Below are 18,262 nucleotides of genomic sequence, written 5' to 3'. Positions count from 1 at the left end.
GTAAACAGTAGACAAGGGATCTTGTGACCTGCTTCACTCGCTGGCGACCGTCCGGGTCCCGGGCCCCGCGCCTCCAGGAGGACCCCGGCCCGGGGCGCCCGACCGCACGCACCAGGAAGGCCGACGATGACCTCCAGCCCGAACTCCCCCCGCCCGGTCCGGCGCCTGCTCGGCACCGGCCTGGCCGCAGCCCTCCTGCTCACCGCCTGCGGCGGGGGTGACTCCGGCGGCGGCGGGGCCGGCGGTGGCGAGGCCGCCGCGCCCGGCGGGCCGCTCACGTTCGCCACCGGCGGCACCGGCGGCGTCTACTACCCCTACGGCGGCGGCATCGCCAACCTGCTGAGCTCGGAGCTGGAGGGGACGACGGTCACCGTCCAGGAGACCAACGCCTCGGTGGACAACATGCAGCTGCTGGCCTCCGGCCAGGCGCAGATGGCCTTCGCCCTCGGCGACGTCGTGGCCGACGCGGTCAACGGGGAGAACACCTTCACCGAGCCGCTGCCCGTCTGCTCCCTCGGCAACATCTACAACAACTTCACCCACGTCTTCACGACCGCCGCCACCGGCATCACCACGATCGAGGACCTCCGCGGCCGGCGGGTGTCGCCCGGCGCGGTCGGGTCGGCCTCGGAGGTCACCGCCGACCGCATCATGCAGGCGGCCGGGCTGGACCCGCAGGCCGACATCGAGCGCGCCCAGCTCGGGGTCGCGGAGACCGTCGCGGCGATCCAGGACGGCACCGTCGACGCCGGCTTCTGGTCCGGCGGCCTGCCCACCGGCGCGATCGTGGAGCTGGCCAACAACGCCGACCTGGTGCTCATCCCGACCGGGGAGTACGCCGACGCGATGGCCGAGCAGTACGGCGACTACTACTTCGCCGACGAGATCCCGGCCGACACCTACGAGGGCCAGCCCGAGGCCTCCCCGCAGGTCGTCTCGCCCAACATCCTCGTCGTCCGCAACGACATGGACGAGCAGCTGCAGGAGGACATCACGCGGACGATCTTCGAGAACCAGGAGCAGCTGCTCACCGTCCACCCGGCGGCCGCAGAGCTCGACCCGGCCACCGCCGGCGAGGTCGGCTTCATCGAGACCTGCCCCGGCGCGCAGGCCTACTTCGACTCGGTGAGCTGACCCACCCGGCACCCGAGGAGGAACCGGTCGTGGTCGTGCCGTCGGGGTCCGGGGTCCGCACCGCGGGCCCCGGCGGCACGTCGGCCGACGCCCCGCCCACCCGCCGACGTCCGGCCCCCCGCCGCGGCACCCGGTGGCCCGCCACCGTGCTGCCGGGGGCGGCCGTCGTGCTGGTGGAGGCCCTGCTGGTGGTGGCCGTGCTCGTGGGCGCCGGGGTGGCCGTGACCACGGCCACGGCCACGGCCACCGACGGCGGGCCGGCGGTCGTCGTCCGGACGCCGGACGGCGAGGTCGTCGCCAGCGTCCCGCTGACCGGGGACGGGTTCGCCGTCGGCTACCGCAACAGCGTCTACACGACCCTCGCCGAGGAGCGGTACCGTGTGCTGCCCGACGGCCGCTTCGCGCTCGAGCAGCTGGCCGCCGAGCAGGTGGCCGTCCTCGAGGAGTACTACGCCGTCCCCGGGGCGCCCCGCCCGGCGCCGCCCGGGGACCGCCTGGACCACGTGGCCGAGCCCGACCCGGCCCGGCCGGCCGTCTTCGAGCGACTGAACATCGCCGCGACCGACCTGGGTGAGCGCACCCTGTACACCCCGGGCGCCGAGCCCGTCCCGATCTGGCGGCTCGTGACCGGCGAGGACGCCACCGTGCTACTGGAGATCGAGCGATGAAGATCAAGCTGCCCGGCCGCCCGCGCACCCGCACCGCCGAGGACGAGCGGGCCCACAGCAGTGCGCACCGGACCGCCCACGCCGCCGCGCACCGGCAGGGCGGGGTCCTCGACGTCGCCACCCTCGACAAGCGGCCCGACGCCGACCCGGTCGACGACCCCGACCGGATCGACCAGGAGGCGCTGATCGCGGAGTTCGAGGCCGAGAAGCCGGCCCGCCACCTCACCGGCTGGCCGAGCTGGGTGACCTCGGTGGTCGGCGTCGGGCTGTCGCTGTTCGCCCTCTACTGGGTGTTCAACCCGATGCCCCGGCAGGTGTACCTGCCGACGTTCCTCTCCCTCGGCCTGTTCCTGACCTTCCTGACCTACCGCGGCTGGCCGCGCTCGGCCAAGGCCAAGGAGGCCGGCAAGCGGGACCACCCCAACGTCCTCGACTGGTTGCTGGCCCTCACCTCGCTCGTGCCCGCCGTCTACATGGTCTCGGACTGGCAGGGCTTCTTCCGGCGGGCGATCCTGCCCACCGATACCGACCTGCTGATCGGCACGCTGCTCATCCTGCTGGTCCTGGAGGCGGCGCGGCGCACCGTCGGCGTGCTCGTCCCGATCGTGGTCCTGCTGTTCATCGCCTCGGCGTACTGGGGCTCGTTCATGCCCTCGCCGTTCACCACCGCGAACTTCGGCTGGCCGCGGCTGGTCGGGCACAACGTCATGGGCACCCAGGGCATCTTCGGCACGCCGCTGGAGGTCGCCGCCACCTACATCATCCTGTTCACCATCTACGGCGCCGTCCTGGCCGCCTCGGGCGCCACCCGCTTCTTCATCGACCTGTCCTTCGCCGCCTTCGGGCAGTCCCCGGCCGGGCCGGGCCGCACCGTGACGCTGTCGGGCTTCCTGCTGGGCACGGTGTCCGGCTCGGGCGTGGCCACCACCGTCACCCTCGGTGGCATCTCCTGGCCGCTGCTGAAGAAGGCCGGCTACCCCAAGGAGGCCGGCGGCGGCGTGCTGGCGGCCGCCGGCATCGGCGCGATCATGTCCCCGCCGACCCTGGGCGCGGCGGCGTTCATCATCGCCGAGCTGCTGCAGGTCTCCTACCTCGAGGTGCTCGTCTGGGCGACGATCCCGACGATCCTGTACTACCTCGGCATCGTCCTGGCCATCGAGATGGACGCCCGCCGGCACGGCACGCACACCGTGGAGATGCAGACCCAGTCGGCGGGCAAGCTGCTGCTGCGCTTCGGCTACCACTTCTCCTCGCTGGCCGCGATCGTGGTCTTCCTGGCGCTGGGCTACACGCCCTTCCGCTCGGTGGTCTACGCCACCGTGCTGGCGTTCCTGCTCAGCTTCCTGGAGCGGCGGTCGTGGATCACGCCGCGGCGGTTCTGGGACGCGCTCGCCGCGGGCGCGACCGGCGCGCTGTCGGTCATCCCGGTCATGGCCGTCGCCGGCATCATCGTCGGCGTCATGACCCTGACCGGGCTGGCGCTGCGGCTGGCCGGGATCATCGTCGACTTCGCCAACGGCAACGTCGTCCTCACCGCCGTCTTCTCCGCGGTGGTGGTCATCCTGCTCGGCCTGGCCGTGCCGGTGACGGCGAGCTTCATCATCTCGTTCGTCGTCATCTCCCCGGCGCTGCAGCAGGTGGGCGTGGAGCCGTTCGCCGCGGCGATGTTCATCTTCTACTACGCGGTGCTCAGCGAGGTCTCCCCGCCGACGGCGCTCTCGCCGTTCGCCGCGGCGGCCATCACCGGCGGCAAACCGGTCAAGACCATGTGGCTGACCTGGAAGTACACGCTGCCGGCGTTCCTCGTGCCGTTCATCTTCGTGCTGTCCCCGCGGGGCGTGGGCCTGCTGTTCGAGGGCGGGACCGAGACGGTGCTGATCGCCTTCGTCACGTCCGTCGTCGCCGTCGCCTCCCTGGCGGTGGTCACCGGTGCCTGGCTGTTCGGCCCGGCCCGCGTCCCCGAGCGGCTGCTGTTCCTCGTCGCGGCGATCGCGCTGCTGGTCATGACGCCGACGCTCATCGCCGTCGGCGCCGGGTTCGCCGTCGCCGGGCTGGTCGTGCACCTGCTCACCCGCCGCCGCGGCGACACCGCCGGCGGCACGGGCACCGGCACGCCGGCGGAGGCCGACGACGCCACGACCACCCGGCCGGTGCCCGCCTCCACGGCGCCCCCCGTGGCCGGCGCCACGGCGGCCGAGCGGCCGCGGACGGAGCGGTGAGTCCGCTCCTGGTCTCCGGCGTCGCCGACCTGCACGTGCACGGGTCACCCAGCCTGGTGCCCCGGCACGGCGCCGACCACGAGGTGGTCGGCGCGCACGCCCGGGTCGGCATCGACCTCGCCGTCCTCAAGGCGCACGAGGGGTCCACCGCCGAGCGCGCCGCCCTGGCCGCCGGGCGGGCGGAGACCGGCGGCGTGCAGGTGCTCGGCGGCATCGTGCTCAACTCCCCGGTCGGCGGCGCCAACCCCGACGCGGTGGAGGTGGCCGCCCGGCTCGGCGGGCGCGTGGTGTGGATGCCGACGGTCTCCGCGCCCGCGCACGTCGCGTCGGCGGCCCGCCCCGAGCTGGCGGTGCACCGCTCGCTGTCCTTCCGGCAGGTCGACGTGCTCGCCGACGACGGCGCCCTGCTGCCCGCCTGGCAGGAGGTCCTCGACGTGGTCGCCGCCCACGACCTGGTGCTCGCCTCCGGCCACCTCACCTGCGCGGAGGCGCTGGTGCTGTTCCGCGCCGCGCACGCCGCCGGGGTGCGCCGGATGCTGCTCAACCACCCGCGGATGCCGTTCCTGCACTGGGACGACGCCGCCGCCCCGGAGTTCGCCCGGCTCGGCGTGGTGCTGGAGCTCGGCATCCTGCCCGACATCCTCACCCCCGACGGGCCGCGCTCGACCACGCTGGGCGAGGTCTACCCGCACGACCAGCTCGCCTTCGGCGGCGACCTCGGCCACGCCGACCACCCGACCATGGCGCAGGCCCTGCCCGGCTGGCTGGCCGAGCTGGAGGCCTGCCTGGGCGAGGCCGGCACCGAGCGGGCGCTGACCACCGTCGGCCGCGAGCTGGTGCTGCGGTGATCCGGGTCGCCCTGCTGCCGGGGGACGGCATCGGCGAGGAGGTGCTCGACGGGCCGGCCCGGCTGCTGCGGCGGCTGGCCGCCGACGGCGCGGTCGAGGTCACCGGGCCCTGGCCGGTCGGCGCCCGCGCCGCGGCGGCCACCGGCGACGTGCTGCCCGCGGAGACGCTGGCCGCCTGCGACGCCGCCGACGCCGTCCTGCTCGGCGCGGTGGGGGAGGACCCGCGCGTGCCGGACGGGGTGTGCCCGCGCCCGGAGGTCGCGCTGCACCGGCTGCGCGAGCGCTACGACCTGCGGATCTCCGTGCGCGACGTCCCGTTCCGCGACGGCACCGAGCTGACCGTGGTGCGCAACCTCATCGGCGGCTCCTACGGCGGCGCCGACGACCGGTGGCTCGGCGAGGACGAGGCGGCCGACGTGCTCCGGCTGACCCGCCGGCGGATCGCCGAGGTGGTGCACACCGCCTGCGACGTGCTCGCCCAGCGCTCCGCCCGGTCCGGTGTGGCGGGGCGGCTGGTCTCGGTCGACAAGGCCAACCTGTACGTCACCGGCCGGCTGTGGCGGCAGGTCGCCGGCGAGGTGGCCCGCGAGCGCGGCGTCGACGTCGAGCACCGCTACGTCGACCGCGCCGCCTACGAGCTCGGCTCCGGCGCCGCGGTGCCCGACGTGCTGGTCACCGAGGGGCTGCTCGGCGACATCCTCTCCGACCTGGCCGCCGGGCGGGCGGGGTCGCCGGCGCTGTGCGGCTCGGCCTCGGTGCACCCCGGCGAGCCGGTCCGCGGCCGCTGCGTCGGGCTGTTCGAGCCGGCGCACGGGTCGGCGCCGCGCCGGGCGCTGCGCGGCCAGGTCGACCCGCTCGGCGGTTTCCTGGCCCTGGCCGCGCTGCTGCGGCACTTCCCGGCCACCCGCGCGCTCGGCGACCGGGTGCGGGCGGCGGTCGACCGGGTGCTGCAGGGCGGCCCGTGGACCTACGACCTGGCGCCGGAGGGCACCCCGCCGGCGCCCACCGGCGCGGTCGCCGACGCGGTGCTGGCCGCCTTCGACGACGCCGGGGGGCCCGCCGTACCGGTGGCCGTCGAGGAGCCGCCGGTGCGGGTGCCGGCCGACGTGCTGGCCGGGTGGACCACCGCCGTCCTGACCGCCGTCGGGGTGCGCCGCCAGCACGCCGGCGACGTGGCGCGGGTCCTCGGCTACGCCGACCTGTCCGGCATCGACTCCCACGGCGTCGCCCGGCTGCCCGCCTACGTGCGCGGGGTGCGGGCCGGGGCGATCGCCACCGACGGCGAGCCCACGGTGAGCGGCGAGGGCGCGGTCGCGCTGGTCGACGGGCACGGGCTGCTCGGCCACCCGGTCACCACCCTCGCGCTGGCCGAGGCGGTGCACCGGGCCCGGGAGCACGGGGTCGGGTGGGTCAACGTGCGCGACAGCAGCCACCACGGCGCCAGCGGCGCCTACGTGTTCGAGGCGGCCGCGCAGGGGCTGGTCGGGCTGGCCGCCACCAACACCGGCCCGGTCGTCGCCCCCGCCGGCGGCGCCCGCCCGTACCTGGGCACCAACCCGCTCGCCCTCGGCGTGCCGGTGGCGGGGGAGAAGCCCATGGTGTTCGACATGGCCACCTCCGCGGTCGCCGCCGGCAAGTTCGAGATCGCGCTGCGGGCCGGCCGCCCGGTCCCGCTCGGCTGGGGCGTGGACGCCGACGGGCGCCCGACGACCGACCCGGCCGCCGTCTTCCCCGGCCGCGGCGCGCTGCTGCCGCTGGGCAGCGACCGCGAGCGGTCGGTGCACAAGGGCTACGGGCTGGCCCTGCTGGTCGAGGTGCTCACCGCCGTGCTCGGCCGCGGCCCCACCGGCCCCGGCGTGGGGAACCTGACCTTCCGGGCCGGGAGCGGGCACCCCGGCGTCAGCCACCTGGTCGTCGTCCTGGACCCGGGCCGCCTCGGCGACCCCGCCGAGCTGAGCGCGGGGGCCGCGCGCCTGCTCGCCGGGCTGCGCGCGCTGGCCCCGGTCGACCCGGAGCGGCCGGTCCGGACGCCGGGACAGCGGGCCGCCGCCGAGCGCGCGCTGCGCCGCGTCCACGGCGTCCCCCTCGACGCCGGCACGCACCGGGCGCTGCAGGAGCTGGCCGGGCACGTCGGCCGGCCGCTCGGGGTGCCCGCGCGTGCCTGATCCCGCCCTCCTGCGCCCCCCGTCACCGCCTCCCGCCCGCGAAGGGCAGTGACGGGCGTGGACGGGGGCGGGGCCGCGCGCGCCGTCGTCCGGGCGGTGTCGGTCTCCGCGCTCGGGGTGCTGCCGGCCTTCCTCGTCGGCGCGCTCGCCGTGCAGATCCGCGCCGACCTCGACGTCGGGCTGGGCCTGTTCGGCCTCGCGGCGGCGACCCTGTTCGCCGTCTCCGGCGCCCTCGCCCGCCCCGCCGGCCGGCTGGTGCAGCGGCTCGGCTCGCGCCGCGGGGCCGCGCTGGCCGCCGCCCTGGCCACCACGTCGCTCACCGTGATCGGCCTGGCCGGGTCGCCGGCCGCGCTGATGGCCGGGCTGGCGGTCGGCGGGCTGGGCAACGCGGTCGCCCAGCCGTCGGCCAACGCGGTCGTCTCCGAGCTGGTCACCGACGCGCGGCTGGGCGTCGCGTTCGGCATCAAGCAGTCCTCGATCCCCGCGGCGACCCTGCTCGGCGGCCTCGCCGTCCCCGGCATCGCGCTGGTGGCCGGCTGGCGGTGGGCGGTGGCCGGCGCGGTCGCCCTGGCGCTGCTCCTGCTGCTGGCCTCCCTCGCCGGCCGGGAGGCCGGTCAGCGGGCCGCCGCGGCGCGCGAGGCCGCCGGGGCCCGCGCGCCGGACCGGGGGCTGCCCCGCGGCGGGCTGGTGGTGCTCACCCTCGGCGGCTTCCTCGGCTCGGCCGCGGCCACCCCGACCGGGGTCTTCCTCGTCGACTCCGCGGTGGCCGCCGGTGTCGGCGCCGGGGCGGCCGGGCTGCTGTTCGCCGGCTGCTCGGTGCTCGGCCTGGCCAGCCGGGTCGGGTACGGGATGTTCGTCGACCGGCACCCGGCCCGCAGCGCCTACCTGTTCATCGCCAACCTGCTGACCCTCGGCACGCTGGGCTACGCGCTCATGGCCGTCGGGGCGGTGCCGGCCTTCGTCGCCGGCGGCGTGCTCGCCTACGGCGCCGGCTGGGCGTGGACCGGCCTGTTCCACTTCGCCGTCATCCGCGACAACCGGGGCGCGGCGGCGTCGGTCACCGGCTCCGTGCAGACCGGGCTGTCGCTGGGTGCGGCGTCCGGGCCGCTGCTGTTCGGCGTCGTCGCCGAGGCCGCCTCCTACTCCGCCGCCTGGCTCACCGCCGCGGCGCTGAGCCTGGCCGGCGCGGTCACCGTCCGGGTCAGCCGCCGGATGGTGCGCCGCTCCCGGGGCCTGCCGGTGGGCCGGCGCGCCCGTGTCCTCGACCCGACCTGAGGAGTCCCGCATGAGCACCTGCCGAGTGCACCCGCCCGGCCCCCGCCCCGACGACGGCCTGCTGGCCCGGGCCCGCGCGCTGCCGACGAGCATCCTGTCCGACGCCCTGGCCCGCACCGGCGGCGTCACCGGCGTGCTGCCCGTGCCGGGCGGGCGCTGGCCGCGGGTCGCCGGCCCGGCGCTGACCGTGCGCACCCGCCCCGGCGACAACCTCGTCGTCCACCGCGCCCTGGACCTCGCCCGGCCCGGCGACGTGCTCGTCGTCGACGGCGGCGGTGCGCTGGACCGGGCGGTGCTGGGGGAGATCATGGCCCGCTACGCCGCCGCCCGCGGGCTGGCCGCCCTGGTCGTGGACGGCGCGGTGCGCGACGTCGAGGGGCTGGCCGCGGGCGCCCTGCCGGTCTTCGCGCGCGGCGTGACCCACGTCGGCCCGTACAAGGACGGCCCGGGGGAGGTCGGCGGGGCGGTGCAGGCCGGCGGCACGGTGGTGCGCGCCGGTGACGTCGTCGTCGGCGACGCGGACGGCGTGGTGGTGGTCCCGCACGAGCGCGCCGCGGAGGTGCTCGCGGACGGCGAGGGGCTGCTGCGGGCCGAGGAGGCGGTGTTCGCCGACATCGCGGCCGGCACGCTGGACCGCTCGTGGGTGACCGCGGCGCTCACCGAGGTGCGGGTGGCGCCGTGACCACCCGGTGGGGGCTGGTCGGCTTCGGCGAGGCCGGCCGGGTCATCGGCGGCGCGCTGGCCGCCTCCGGCGCCGACCTGGCGGTGCACGACCGGCTGCTGCGAGACCCGTCGCGCGGCCCCGGCGTCGCCGAGGCGGTGCGCGCGGCGGGCGCGCAGCCGGTCGGTGACCTCGCCGGCCTGGCCGGGCGGGACGTCGTCCTCTCCCTGGTCACCCCGGCCACCGCGCTGGCCGCGGCCGAGGCGTTCGCCCCGGCGGCCGGTGACGGCGTGCTCTACGTCGACCTCAACTCGACCGCGCCGCAGGTCAAGGAGGCCGTGGTCGCCGCGCTGCCCCGCGCCCGCGTCGTCGACGGGGTGATGACCGGCGGGGGCATCCGGCTCGACGGCAGCCGCATCCCCGTCTCGCTGGCCGGGCCGGACGCCGCGGAGGCCGCCGGGCTGCTGGCCGCGGCCGGGCTCAACGCCGCGGTCGTCGGCGACCGGGTGGGCGCCGCGGCGGCGCTGAAGATGCTGCGGAGCGTGGTGGTCAAGGGGATGGAGGCGCTGTGGACCGAGGCGCTGCTGGCCGCGCACGAGATGGACGTGGTCGAGCCGCTGCTGGCGATGGTGGAGGAGACGCTGGACCGCTGGCCCACCCGCGACTTCGCCACGATGCTGGTCACCACGCACGTCGCGCACGCCGGCCGCCGGCAGGTCGAGGCGCGGATGGTGCGCGACACCGTCGCGGCCACCGGCGTGCCGCCGCTCATGGCCGCGGCCCTGGTGGCCCGCCAGGAGCGCACCGCCCGGGGGCTGGAGCTCAGCGGCCGGGCGCCCGGCGAGGTGCCGGCCACGCTGGCCGAGGCGCTGGAGGTGCTGCGCGGGCTGCCCGGCTGAGCCGAACCGTCGGACCCCTCCGGCAGGGTGGGCGGTGACCCGCCACACGACTCGAGGAGGGGGCGACGGTGATCCCCGAGCCGAGGGCGACCGACCTGGACCTGGTCGACGTCGAGACCGCCCTGCTGCGCGCCGCCGTCGGTGACTACGCCGCCGAGGCCGCCGTCCTGCTGCTGGTCAACGCCGGGCACTGGCCCGCCCAACTCCAGCAGGCCGGCCTCGTGTCCCTGCTCGGGGACGTCGACGGCGAGGGGATGTGGGCGCAGGTCGCCTGGCCGGACGTCGACGCCGCCCTGCGCGCCGGCACCATCGGCGGCAGCGGCAGCCAGCTGCGGGTGCTCCGGGCGGCGGCCTCGCTCGCCGACGGGCAGCCGGTCGACCTCGGTGACCTCGCCGCCGGGCTGGACCGCGACCACCTGGCCCTGGTCCTGGCCGCCGTCGCGCACGCCGGGGGCAGCCACGGGGAGGACCTGCCGCCCCTGGCCGCCTGGCCGGCCCGCTGACGGCACCGGCAGGACCCAGCTCGCCGCTCGTCACGGATCCGCCGGTCAGACGCCCGGGACTGTCGTACCCCGGCCGTGGGTTCCGGGGCGTGGCGCTGGCCACCGGCCGGGTCTCGCTCGCCGAGGGCGTGCTGGTGGACTGGGCGATGGCCCGGCCGGTGGACCTGCCGCGGCTGCCGGTGGGCCTGCTCCTGAGCGACCCACTGAGGGACAGGTCGTTCGCCGCGTCGCGTGCACGTGAATCGGCGAGGGCTCCCGTCCGTGCGACCTCACGGGTGCTGCGGTCGGCCACAGATGGTCATGACGACGTGCCGCCGCCGACACCCGTCCGCCGGATGACGGGGCCATGATGTCGGGTCAGAAGGCCGGTGTGGCGCTCACGGTCGTGGCCGATGCCCTCCGGTTGGTCGTCATCGCGATCCTGGCGACCCCGCCAGAGCACAGCGCGAACATCCGTGCCGGGACCCTAGGCCTACTCACCCTGCCGCTGTCCATCGTGGCGGCGGTCGTGCTGATTACCACGACGGCCTCCACCGCACCTCGTGCGGCGAGCGCCGCCTCCATCGCCCTGTGGACGCTGTTCGTGGTCCCGCGTGGACCTCTGCAGCAGGGAACGGCGTGCAGATCCTCCGGACTGTCGGCGATCTTGGCACTCAGCGCGAGCGCCGCCCTCATCGGCACGGCCCACCGACGCCAACGGCGCTGAAGCGGCTGCCGACCACAGCTGTCTACGCGGTCGCGGGTGTCTCTGCCGCACCCACGGCAAGCCGGCCGGTGTCCCAGAGCGGCCCACGTAGGGACACAATGGGGCCGCCGCTCGGCCGCCTCGGATGCTCGATCCTCACGCTCCATTGCGGGGATCCCTGGGTATGGCCCCGCTCTGGCGATCGGCCTCAGTGCGCTGTCGCCTCGGTCGCGACCGACTGGTTGTCCCGCGCCATGAGCGAGCCGGAAGATGTGGGTGGAACCTGATCCGCACGCCGCAGCCAATTGTCGAAAATCGCCTTGTACTGACAAGTGCGGGGACTGTGGTCGTCCGGCGGCAGGTATTCGTAGCTTTGGTAGGGCCTGCCAAGCTCACCGGTCTTGTCGTCCCAGCGGCCGAAGGAGATGAAATAAGTGCCGCCGCCAGTCCTGAATCCGTGCACGACTGGGACTAGGGCATAGGTCGTGATGGTCAGCTTGACCCCTCGCCGCTCCAGTGACTCCTCATTCTCGACGACGTAGCGTCGGACGTCTTCAAGGACGCCCCGGACCTCGTCGAGCCAGTGAGGGTCAAACCAGTGGCGTAAAGGGCCAGCCAGTATGTCGGGATCGACCATGCGCATTCGGATGGTCCAGCCGTCCAGTAGACACGTATGATCGTCGAGCCAAGCTCGGACGTTGGGCCAGGCGGTGTAGAGGGTGAGGCCGAGGACGTCAAGGACGCGATCGTCCGGCCGCGTGACTCGGTCGATCGCTTCGCGCAGTCGTGGATAGACCTCCCCGAGCACCCCCCTCTCGAGCAACCGGGTTCGAGCAGTGTCCGCTGCCGCCTCGAGTACCCTCTGGCCGACGACGGTCATGAGCGTCAAGCCCACAGCGTTGACCTTGAGCGCATCCTCCATCGTCGAGTCGGCGATTTCCTTGAGTCTCTGCCGTAGCTCCGCTTGTTCGCTGTCCGGAACGTTCTGCATCAGAGTCAGGTAGTAATTAGGCAATGCCTCCCCGACGTCCGTATAGGAAAGACCTCTCAATGCATCACTGACCGCCTTCGCCCGCTGTTTCGCACGCCGACGGTCGACATCGCGGTCGGTGGCGAAGAGTAATACATGAAGGAGCGTAGCCGGACCGACCCCGACGTCGCGCCCTCCAACCTGAACGATGAACAGCGACGTGCGGAGCACCGCGATTGCGCCAAAACCTGACACGAGCACCTGTACGGCGCGCTGCCCCGTGGCATCTGGGATGTCGAAGGTCACGTCAAATATCCGAAGAAGTGCCAGCGTCGCGGCTGCCGCGATGGCATTGACCGATACGTAAGCAGCCGAGGCCGGATTCTTGATGGCGCTCCACGGTGCGTCGCGGTAACGGGACACGAGTTCACTGGCGCCCACAAGAACGCCGAACATGGCCACGAGGCCGTAGTCAAGGGCAGCCTTCACGGTGCCGTCCCCCATTAACGTGCGTCGGGGCGACGAGGCCCCGACCCTAGGGCAGCTGCGCCCTTGGCTGTAGTGGATCCGTCACGACCTGTCCAGGCTGGAGGTTGATGGGGCGAGGTCTACCAATCTGGCGGGATGTGGCATCGGCCTAGCGCGGGCACGGACTGCGCGTTGGTCGTGTCCCTGCGGCCGCCTTCGAAGGCACGTGGGAGTGACGCGCGTGATCTGCGCCCGGCGCGCCCAGTAGCCGCCGACCGTCCGACGGCCGCAGTGGGTCAGGCGCGGGCGGCGGCGCGGCGCTGGCGGTGCGCGGCCACCAGCGCGGGCCGCTCGCGCAGCAGCAGGCGCCGGCCCAGCACGATGACCAGTCCGCCGAGCACGGCCAGTGCTGCCGTGGCGGTCCAGGCGACCGCGTAGGAGCCGGCCGACACCACCGCGCCGAAGGCCAGCGGCCCCAGCGCGGCGCCCAGGCCCATCCCGCCCTGGGTGATCGACGTGGCACGGGCCGCCATGCCGTGGTGCATCCGGGTGATGGCGTAGGTCGACAGCCCGGCCCACGCCCACCCGGTGCAGTAGCCGACCACCGCGCCGACGACGATGAGCGCCTCGACCCCGGTGCCCAGCAGCGCGTAGGACAGCCCGCCCAGCGACATCTGCGCGGCGACGACCAGCAGCCACCGGGTGCGCACCCGGTCGGCGAGCCAGCCGACGAGCACCCGGGCCAGGGCGCCGGCGCCGCTGGCCACCGCGGCCAGCACGCCGGCGGTCGCGGGGGCGATGCCGCCGGCGACGGCGGTGCTGACGAAGAAGGCGCCCAGGGCGTTGCCGGTGCCCGCGCCCAGCATCAGCCCCACCGCGAGCACGTACAGCGGCGCCCGGCGGAACGGCCCGGCCGCCTCCGACGGCGCCGACGACGACCCCGCCGTCCCCAGCCGCCGCGCGCTGGGCACCGACAGCACGATGAGCACCGCCAGGCCGGCGCCCAGCCCGAACGCCGTCCGCCAGCCCAGCGGGATGGCCACCAGCGGCACGGCCACGCCGGCCAGCAGGGTGGACAGCGGGATGGCCGCCTGCTTGAGGCCGTAGGCCAGCCCCTGCCGCCCGGAGGAGACCGAGCAGGCGATGAGGTCGTTGCTGGCCGGCTGGCCGATGCCGTTGCCCCACCCGGCCAGCACGAGCGCGGCCACCAGGACGGCGGTGTCGCGGGCGGCCACCGCGACCAGCAGCATCGCCGCCGCCGCGGTCAGGCCGGCCAGCCGCACGACGACCACCGTGCCCAGCCGCCGCACCAGGGTGCCGGCGGACAGGGCCGCCACCGCCGAGGTGCCGAAGAACGCCGCGACCAGCAGACCGAGCAGCGACGGGCCCACCTCCAGGTCGGCGCTCACCTGCACCCACAGGACGCCGACCAGGTACGCCGGGAGCACGCCCGCGGTGGTCACCGTGACCGCGGCGGTCGCCGCGCGGGCGGTGCCCGCAGACCGCTCCCGGCGCGCGCTCATGCCGCGTCGTCGTCGTCGAGCAGCACCTCGACCAGGTGCTCGGCGATCGCCAGCGACGACGTCGCCGCGGGCGAGGGCGCGTTGCGCACGGCCACCACCGCGCCGCGCCGGGTGATCCGGAAGTCGTCGACCAGGCTGCCGTCGGACTCCAGCGCCTGCGCGCGGATCCCCGCCACCGCCGGGACCATGTCGTCGGCGGTCAGCTCCGGCACGTACCGCCGCGCCGCGGCCGTGTACGCCTTCTTCGACAGCGACCCGCGCATCTCCGCCAGGCCGGTGCGCCAGTGCTGCCGGGCGAACCGCCGGAACCCGGGGAAGCGGACGATGGCGGCCAGCTCGGCGGGGGAGACGTCCCGCCACGTGTAGCCCTCGCGGGCCAGCGCCAGGACGGCGTTGGGGCCGACCAGCACCTCGCCGTCGAACCGCGGGGTCAGGTGCACCCCGAGGAACGGGTACCGCGGGTCGGGCACCGGGTAGACCAGGCCGTTGACCAGGGACCGCTTGTCCGGGGTGAGCGCGTAGTACTCCCCGCGGAAGGGCACGATCCGCGGGGCGTCGTCGTCCCCGGCCAGCCGCGCCAGCCGGTCGACCTGCAGCCCGGCGCACAGCACCACCCGGTCGACGACGACCTCCTCGCCGGCCGTGCTGCTCACGACGACCTGCCCGCCGGTGTGCCGCAGCCCGGCCACCGCGAAGCCGGTGCGGATCGTCGCCCCGGCCGCGCGGGCGTCGTCGGCGAGCCGGTCGGTGACCGACACGTAGTCGCAGATCGCGGTGCTCGGCGAGTGCAGCGCGGCGATGCCGGCGACGTGCGGCTCCAGCTCGCGCAGCTCCGCGCGGTCGATGACCCGGATGCCGGGGACGCCGTTGGCGCGGGCCCGCTCGGCGATCGCGCCCAGCCGCTGCTCCTCGGCCCCGTCGAGCGCGACCAGCACCTTGCCCACCTCGTCGTAGGGCAGGCCCCGCTCGGCGCAGAACTCCTTGAGCAGCCCCACCCCGCGGCGGCACAGCCGGGCCTTGAGCGAGCCGGGCTCGTAGTACAGGCCGGCGTGCACCACCCCGGAGTTGCGGCCGGTCTGGTGGGTGGCGAGCCGGTCCTCCTTCTCCAGGACCGTCACCACGGCGTCGGGCCGCCGGGCGAGCAGCCGGCGGGCCACCGCCGTCCCGATGATCCCGCCCCCGACCACGGCGTAACGCTGCACCGACATGGCTCTCCGTTCTCGACAGGCCTGGGAGCCGATCGTGACGAGCGGCTACGGTGACCGTCGTGATCTCCGTCGCATGGCCGGCCCGAGGCCGTCGTCCCCGTCCGCAGGGTAGTTCCCGGTGAGCGCCCTGACGGGTGTGCTGCCGATCACACTGACGCCGTTCACCGACGACGGCGCGGTCGACGAGGGCAGCATCGACACCCTGGTCGAGGACTACCTCGGCGCCGGGGCGCACGGCCTCACCATCCTGGGAATCATGGGTGAGGCCGCCAAGCTGCTCGACGAGGAGCGCGAGCGGGTGCTGCGCCGCTACCTGCAGGCCACCGCCGGGCGGGTGCCGGTCGTGGCCGGCGTCTCGGCGCGGGCCACCGTGATGGCGCTGGACTACGCCCGACGCGCCGAGGACGCCGGCGCCGCGGCGGTCATGCTCGCCCCGCCGGAGAACACCCGGAACCTGGACCTGGTCTTCGAGCACTTCCGGCAGGTCGCCGAGGCGCTGTCGGTGCCGGTCGTGGTGCAGGACGAGCCGGTCAACACCGGGGTGGTCATGCCCGCGCCGTTCCTCGTGCGGCTGCTCGACGAGATCGAGGGCTGCCGCTACCTCAAGCTCGAGGAGACCCCGACCCTGCCGAAGATCACCGCGGTGAAGCAGCGGGTGGAGGAGCCGGTCGGTGTCTTCGGCGGCCTCGGCGGGCTGTACCTGTACGAGGAGCTGCAGCGCGGCGCCGACGGCATCATGACCGGCTTCGGCTTCCCGCAGGTGCTCGTCGGCACCTACGAGCGGTTCGCCGCCGGCGACCGCGCGGGCGCGCAGGAGTTCTTCTTCCGCTACCTGCCGCTCATCCGGTACGAGGCCCAGCTCGGCGTCGGCGGGGTGACCATCCGCAAGCAGGTCTTCGCCCGCCGCGGCGCCATCGCCTCGCCGCACGCCCGCTTCCCGGCCCCGCCGGTCGACGAGCTGACCCTGGCCGAGCTCGACGACCTCATCACCGCCGTCGGCCTGTAGCCCACCCCACCCCGGGCGCGCACCGACGCGCGTCCCCGGCCTGCCCGCGAGAGGACCCCCCGTGCGACTGACCACCCTGCGCCTGGACGGCGCCGAGCCCGGTGCGCTGGTGCGCCCCGGCGGCGCGGTGCCGCTGCCCGCGCTGAACGAGCACGCGGGCACCGACTGGCCGGTGACCGTGCAGGAGCTGCTGGAGACCGGCCGGGTCGGCGAGCTGCGCGACTGGGTGGCCGGCCGGGACGCTGCCGCGCTCGACGGGCTCGTCGTGCCGCAGGAACAGCTGGCGTACGCCCCGCTGTACCGGCGCCCGCGCAAGATCTGGGGCATCGGGCTGAACTACGTGGAGCACGCCGCCGACCTGTCCGAGAAGGCGCCGTCCACCGAGCCGGCCAGCTTCCTCAAGCCGGACACCACGATCATCGGACCGGGCGACGCCATCCGGATCCCGCCGCAGTCGCAGCGCACCACCGCCGAGGGCGAGCTCGGCGTGGTCATCGGCCGCGAGTGCAAGGACGTCGACGAGGCCGACGCCCCCTCGGTGGTCGCCGGCTTCACCACGATCGTGGACATGACCGCCGAGGACATCCTGGAGGAGAACCCGCGCTACCTCACCCGGTCCAAGAGCTTCGACACCTTCTTCAGCTTCGGCCCCGAGCTGGTCACCGCCGACGAGGTGGCCGACGTCGACGCCCTCGAGGTGGCCACCATCCACAACGGGCAGGTGCACCGGCGCAACGTGGTGTCGAACATGACCTTCCGGCCGTGGTGGCTGGTCGCCTTCCACTCGCGGGTCATGACCCTGCTGCCCGGCGACGTCATCTCCACCGGCACGCCCGGCGCGGTGCACATCCGCTCCGGCGACACCGCCGGCGTGCAGATCACCGGCTTCCGCGAGCTCACCAACCCCGTGGCCTGACGGCCCCGACCCCACGGAGCACACCTGCGATGGACCTCGAACTCACCGGCCGGGTCGCCCTGGTCACCGCCGCCTCCAAGGGCCTGGGCCGCGCCACCGCCACCCGGCTGGCCGCCGAGGGGGCGCGGGTGATGATCTCCAGCCGTGGCGCCGACCAGCTGGCCCGCACCGCCGAGGAGATCGGCGAGGCCACCGGCGCGCAGGTCGAGCACTGCCCGGCCGACGTCGCCGACGCCGCCGACCTCGACCGGCTGCTGGCCGAGACGCAACGGCGGCTGGGCGGCGTCGACGTCCTGGTCAACAACGCCGGCGGGCCGCCGCCGGGCGGGTTCGACGCGCTCGACGACGCGAAGTGGTACGCCGCGCACGACCTCAACCTGATGAGCACCGTGCGGCTGTTTCGGGGCGTGCTGCCGCACATGCGCGAGCAGGGCTGGGGCCGGATCGTCACGATCGCGTCGTCGTCGATCAAGCAGCCGATCGAGAACCTGCTGCTGTCCAACACCTACCGGGTGGCCCTGCTGGGGCTGGCGAAGTCCCTGGCCATCGAGTTCGCGCCCGAGGGGGTGCTGCTCAACACCGTGGGCCCGGGCCGGATCGCCACCGACCGCGTCGCCGGCCTGGACGCCTCCCGCGCCGAGAAGGCGGGCATCACCATCGAGGAGGTGCGGGCGCAGACGGAGAAGGCGATCCCGCTGGGCCGCTACGGCACCGCGGAGGAGTTCGCCCGGGTCGTCGCGTTCCTCGCCTCCGGTGCCAACACCTACGTCACCGGCCAGAACCTGCTCGTGGACGGCGGCATGGTCCGCGCCATCTGAAGAGGACCCCCTGCCCCCCACCACTCGCCAGCTCGCGGCGGGACCCTGCAGGGGGCCGCCGCCGCCCCCGCCGTCGACAGCTCGCGGCGGGGGCGGCGGGACCGCCGGTCAGCGCTGGTCGAGGGGGGTGTAGGCCCGTTCGGTGGCGCCGGTGTAGACCTGCCGGGGGCGGCCGATCTTGGTGGCCGGGTCGGCGATCATCTCCCGCCACTGGGCGATCCAGCCGGGCAGCCGGCCCAGGGCGAACAGCACGGTGAACATGCGGGTGGGGAAGCCCATCGCCCGGTAGATCAGCC

Annotated in this window: 18 protein-coding genes; 14 read left to right on the top strand and 4 right to left on the bottom strand. The window is 75.0% G+C overall.

The window, feature by feature from the left end:
• Positions 1 to 126: 126 nt before the first annotated feature.
• The 11 genes from CHB98_RS17655 to CHB98_RS17605 all read left to right on the top strand — a co-directional run bounded on the left by CHB98_RS17655 (position 127) and on the right by CHB98_RS17605 (position 11,078).
• Complete coding sequence (locus tag CHB98_RS17655) at positions 127 to 1,134, top strand: TAXI family TRAP transporter solute-binding subunit (protein WP_089306919.1); 1,008 nt, start codon at positions 127 to 129, stop codon at positions 1,132 to 1,134.
• Positions 1,135 to 1,163: 29 nt separating this feature from the next.
• Positions 1,164 to 1,802 carry a hypothetical protein gene (locus tag CHB98_RS17650; RefSeq protein ID WP_089306918.1) on the top strand — a complete coding sequence of 213 codons (639 nt, stop codon included), beginning with the start codon at positions 1,164 to 1,166 and terminating at the stop codon, positions 1,800 to 1,802.
• On the top strand, positions 1,799 to 4,021 hold the full coding sequence (locus CHB98_RS17645; RefSeq protein ID WP_089306917.1) for a TRAP transporter permease: 2,223 nt from the start codon (positions 1,799 to 1,801) through the stop codon (positions 4,019 to 4,021). Before CHB98_RS17650 ends, CHB98_RS17645 begins: the two co-directional genes overlap by 4 nt.
• A complete protein-coding gene (locus CHB98_RS17640) occupies positions 4,018 to 4,869 on the top strand; it encodes a DUF6282 family protein (RefSeq protein ID WP_089306916.1) in 852 nt (283 codons plus the stop codon). The genes CHB98_RS17645 and CHB98_RS17640 overlap by 4 nt, the downstream gene beginning before the upstream one ends.
• Positions 4,866 to 7,034 (top strand): Ldh family oxidoreductase, encoded by a 2,169-nt coding sequence (locus tag CHB98_RS17635; RefSeq protein ID WP_179224641.1) that lies wholly within the window; start codon positions 4,866 to 4,868, stop codon positions 7,032 to 7,034. Before CHB98_RS17640 ends, CHB98_RS17635 begins: the two co-directional genes overlap by 4 nt.
• Before the next feature lie 57 nt (positions 7,035 to 7,091).
• A complete protein-coding gene (locus CHB98_RS17630) occupies positions 7,092 to 8,309 on the top strand; it encodes an MFS transporter (protein WP_245821337.1) in 1,218 nt (405 codons plus the stop codon).
• 10 nt (positions 8,310 to 8,319) lie between these two features.
• The gene (locus tag CHB98_RS17625; RefSeq protein ID WP_089306913.1) at positions 8,320 to 8,991 is read left to right on the top strand and encodes an RraA family protein; all 672 of its coding nucleotides are present in this window, start codon (positions 8,320 to 8,322) and stop codon (positions 8,989 to 8,991) included.
• Entirely contained in the window at positions 8,988 to 9,869 is an 882-nt protein-coding gene (locus tag CHB98_RS17620; RefSeq protein ID WP_089306912.1) for a DUF1932 domain-containing protein, read from the top strand. Before CHB98_RS17625 ends, CHB98_RS17620 begins: the two co-directional genes overlap by 4 nt.
• Positions 9,870 to 9,937: 68 nt before the next feature.
• Positions 9,938 to 10,372, top strand: a complete 435-nt coding sequence (locus CHB98_RS17615; RefSeq protein WP_089306911.1) for a hypothetical protein — start codon at positions 9,938 to 9,940, stop codon at positions 10,370 to 10,372.
• A gap of 89 nt (positions 10,373 to 10,461) precedes the next feature.
• Positions 10,462 to 10,722 carry a hypothetical protein gene (locus CHB98_RS17610; RefSeq protein WP_089306910.1) on the top strand — a complete coding sequence of 87 codons (261 nt, stop codon included), beginning with the start codon at positions 10,462 to 10,464 and terminating at the stop codon, positions 10,720 to 10,722.
• Positions 10,719 to 11,078 carry a hypothetical protein gene (locus tag CHB98_RS17605; protein WP_089306909.1) on the top strand — a complete coding sequence of 120 codons (360 nt, stop codon included), beginning with the start codon at positions 10,719 to 10,721 and terminating at the stop codon, positions 11,076 to 11,078. Before CHB98_RS17610 ends, CHB98_RS17605 begins: the two co-directional genes overlap by 4 nt.
• Before the next feature lie 187 nt (positions 11,079 to 11,265).
• Here CHB98_RS17605 and CHB98_RS17600 read toward each other — a convergent pair whose 3' ends face one another.
• From CHB98_RS17600 to lhgO, 3 genes are all read right to left on the bottom strand, one after another.
• Positions 11,266 to 12,516 (bottom strand): hypothetical protein, encoded by a 1,251-nt coding sequence (locus CHB98_RS17600; protein ID WP_089306908.1) that lies wholly within the window; start codon positions 12,514 to 12,516, stop codon positions 11,266 to 11,268.
• Positions 12,517 to 12,791: 275 nt separating this feature from the next.
• Positions 12,792 to 14,018 carry an MFS transporter gene (locus CHB98_RS17595; RefSeq protein ID WP_089306907.1) on the bottom strand — a complete coding sequence of 409 codons (1,227 nt, stop codon included), beginning with the start codon at positions 14,016 to 14,018 and terminating at the stop codon, positions 12,792 to 12,794.
• Positions 14,015 to 15,226 (bottom strand): L-2-hydroxyglutarate oxidase, encoded by a 1,212-nt coding sequence (gene lhgO, locus CHB98_RS17590; protein WP_089306906.1) that lies wholly within the window; start codon positions 15,224 to 15,226, stop codon positions 14,015 to 14,017. The genes CHB98_RS17595 and lhgO overlap by 4 nt, the downstream gene beginning before the upstream one ends.
• Before the next feature lie 118 nt (positions 15,227 to 15,344).
• Here lhgO and CHB98_RS17585 point away from each other — a divergent pair, with 118 nt between their 5' ends.
• From CHB98_RS17585 to CHB98_RS17575, 3 genes are all read left to right on the top strand, one after another.
• A complete protein-coding gene (locus CHB98_RS17585; protein WP_089306905.1) occupies positions 15,345 to 16,232 on the top strand; it encodes a dihydrodipicolinate synthase family protein in 888 nt (295 codons plus the stop codon).
• Positions 16,233 to 16,293: 61 nt separating this feature from the next.
• Positions 16,294 to 17,148, top strand: coding sequence for a fumarylacetoacetate hydrolase family protein (locus tag CHB98_RS17580; RefSeq protein ID WP_089306904.1), 855 nt, complete (start codon positions 16,294 to 16,296; stop codon positions 17,146 to 17,148).
• 29 nt (positions 17,149 to 17,177) lie between these two features.
• A complete protein-coding gene (locus CHB98_RS17575) occupies positions 17,178 to 17,966 on the top strand; it encodes an SDR family oxidoreductase (protein ID WP_089306903.1) in 789 nt (262 codons plus the stop codon).
• Between the two features lie 108 nt (positions 17,967 to 18,074).
• Here the strand turns inward: CHB98_RS17575 and CHB98_RS17570 are convergent.
• The coding region (locus tag CHB98_RS17570; RefSeq protein ID WP_281251875.1) for a citrate/2-methylcitrate synthase at positions 18,075 to 18,262 on the bottom strand (188 nt) is incomplete at its 5' end.

Origin of the sequence: Geodermatophilus pulveris, assembly GCF_900188375.1 — a bacterium.
In the GTDB taxonomy this organism is placed as follows: Bacteria; Actinomycetota; Actinomycetes; order Mycobacteriales; family Geodermatophilaceae; genus Geodermatophilus; species Geodermatophilus pulveris.
The sequence above is the reverse complement of the archived record's forward strand: the minus strand, read 5'-3'. Positions and strand labels throughout refer to the sequence as shown.

What these genes read in the sequence shown, in the direction of transcription:
- CHB98_RS17655 (WP_089306919.1), top strand. Translation starts at nt 127, where the DNA reads ATGACCTCCAGCCCGAACTCCCCCCGCCCGGTCCGGCGCCTGCTCGGC.
- CHB98_RS17645 (WP_089306917.1), top strand. Translation starts at nt 1,799, where the DNA reads ATGAAGATCAAGCTGCCCGGCCGCCCGCGCACCCGCACCGCCGAGGAC.
- CHB98_RS17625 (WP_089306913.1), top strand. Translation starts at nt 8,320, where the DNA reads ATGAGCACCTGCCGAGTGCACCCGCCCGGCCCCCGCCCCGACGACGGC.
- CHB98_RS17605 (WP_089306909.1), top strand. Translation starts at nt 10,719, where the DNA reads ATGATGTCGGGTCAGAAGGCCGGTGTGGCGCTCACGGTCGTGGCCGAT.
- CHB98_RS17595 (WP_089306907.1), bottom strand. Translation starts at nt 14,018, where the DNA reads ATGAGCGCGCGCCGGGAGCGGTCTGCGGGCACCGCCCGCGCGGCGACC.
- lhgO (WP_089306906.1), bottom strand. Translation starts at nt 15,226, where the DNA reads ATGTCGGTGCAGCGTTACGCCGTGGTCGGGGGCGGGATCATCGGGACG.
- CHB98_RS17575 (WP_089306903.1), top strand. Translation starts at nt 17,178, where the DNA reads ATGGACCTCGAACTCACCGGCCGGGTCGCCCTGGTCACCGCCGCCTCC.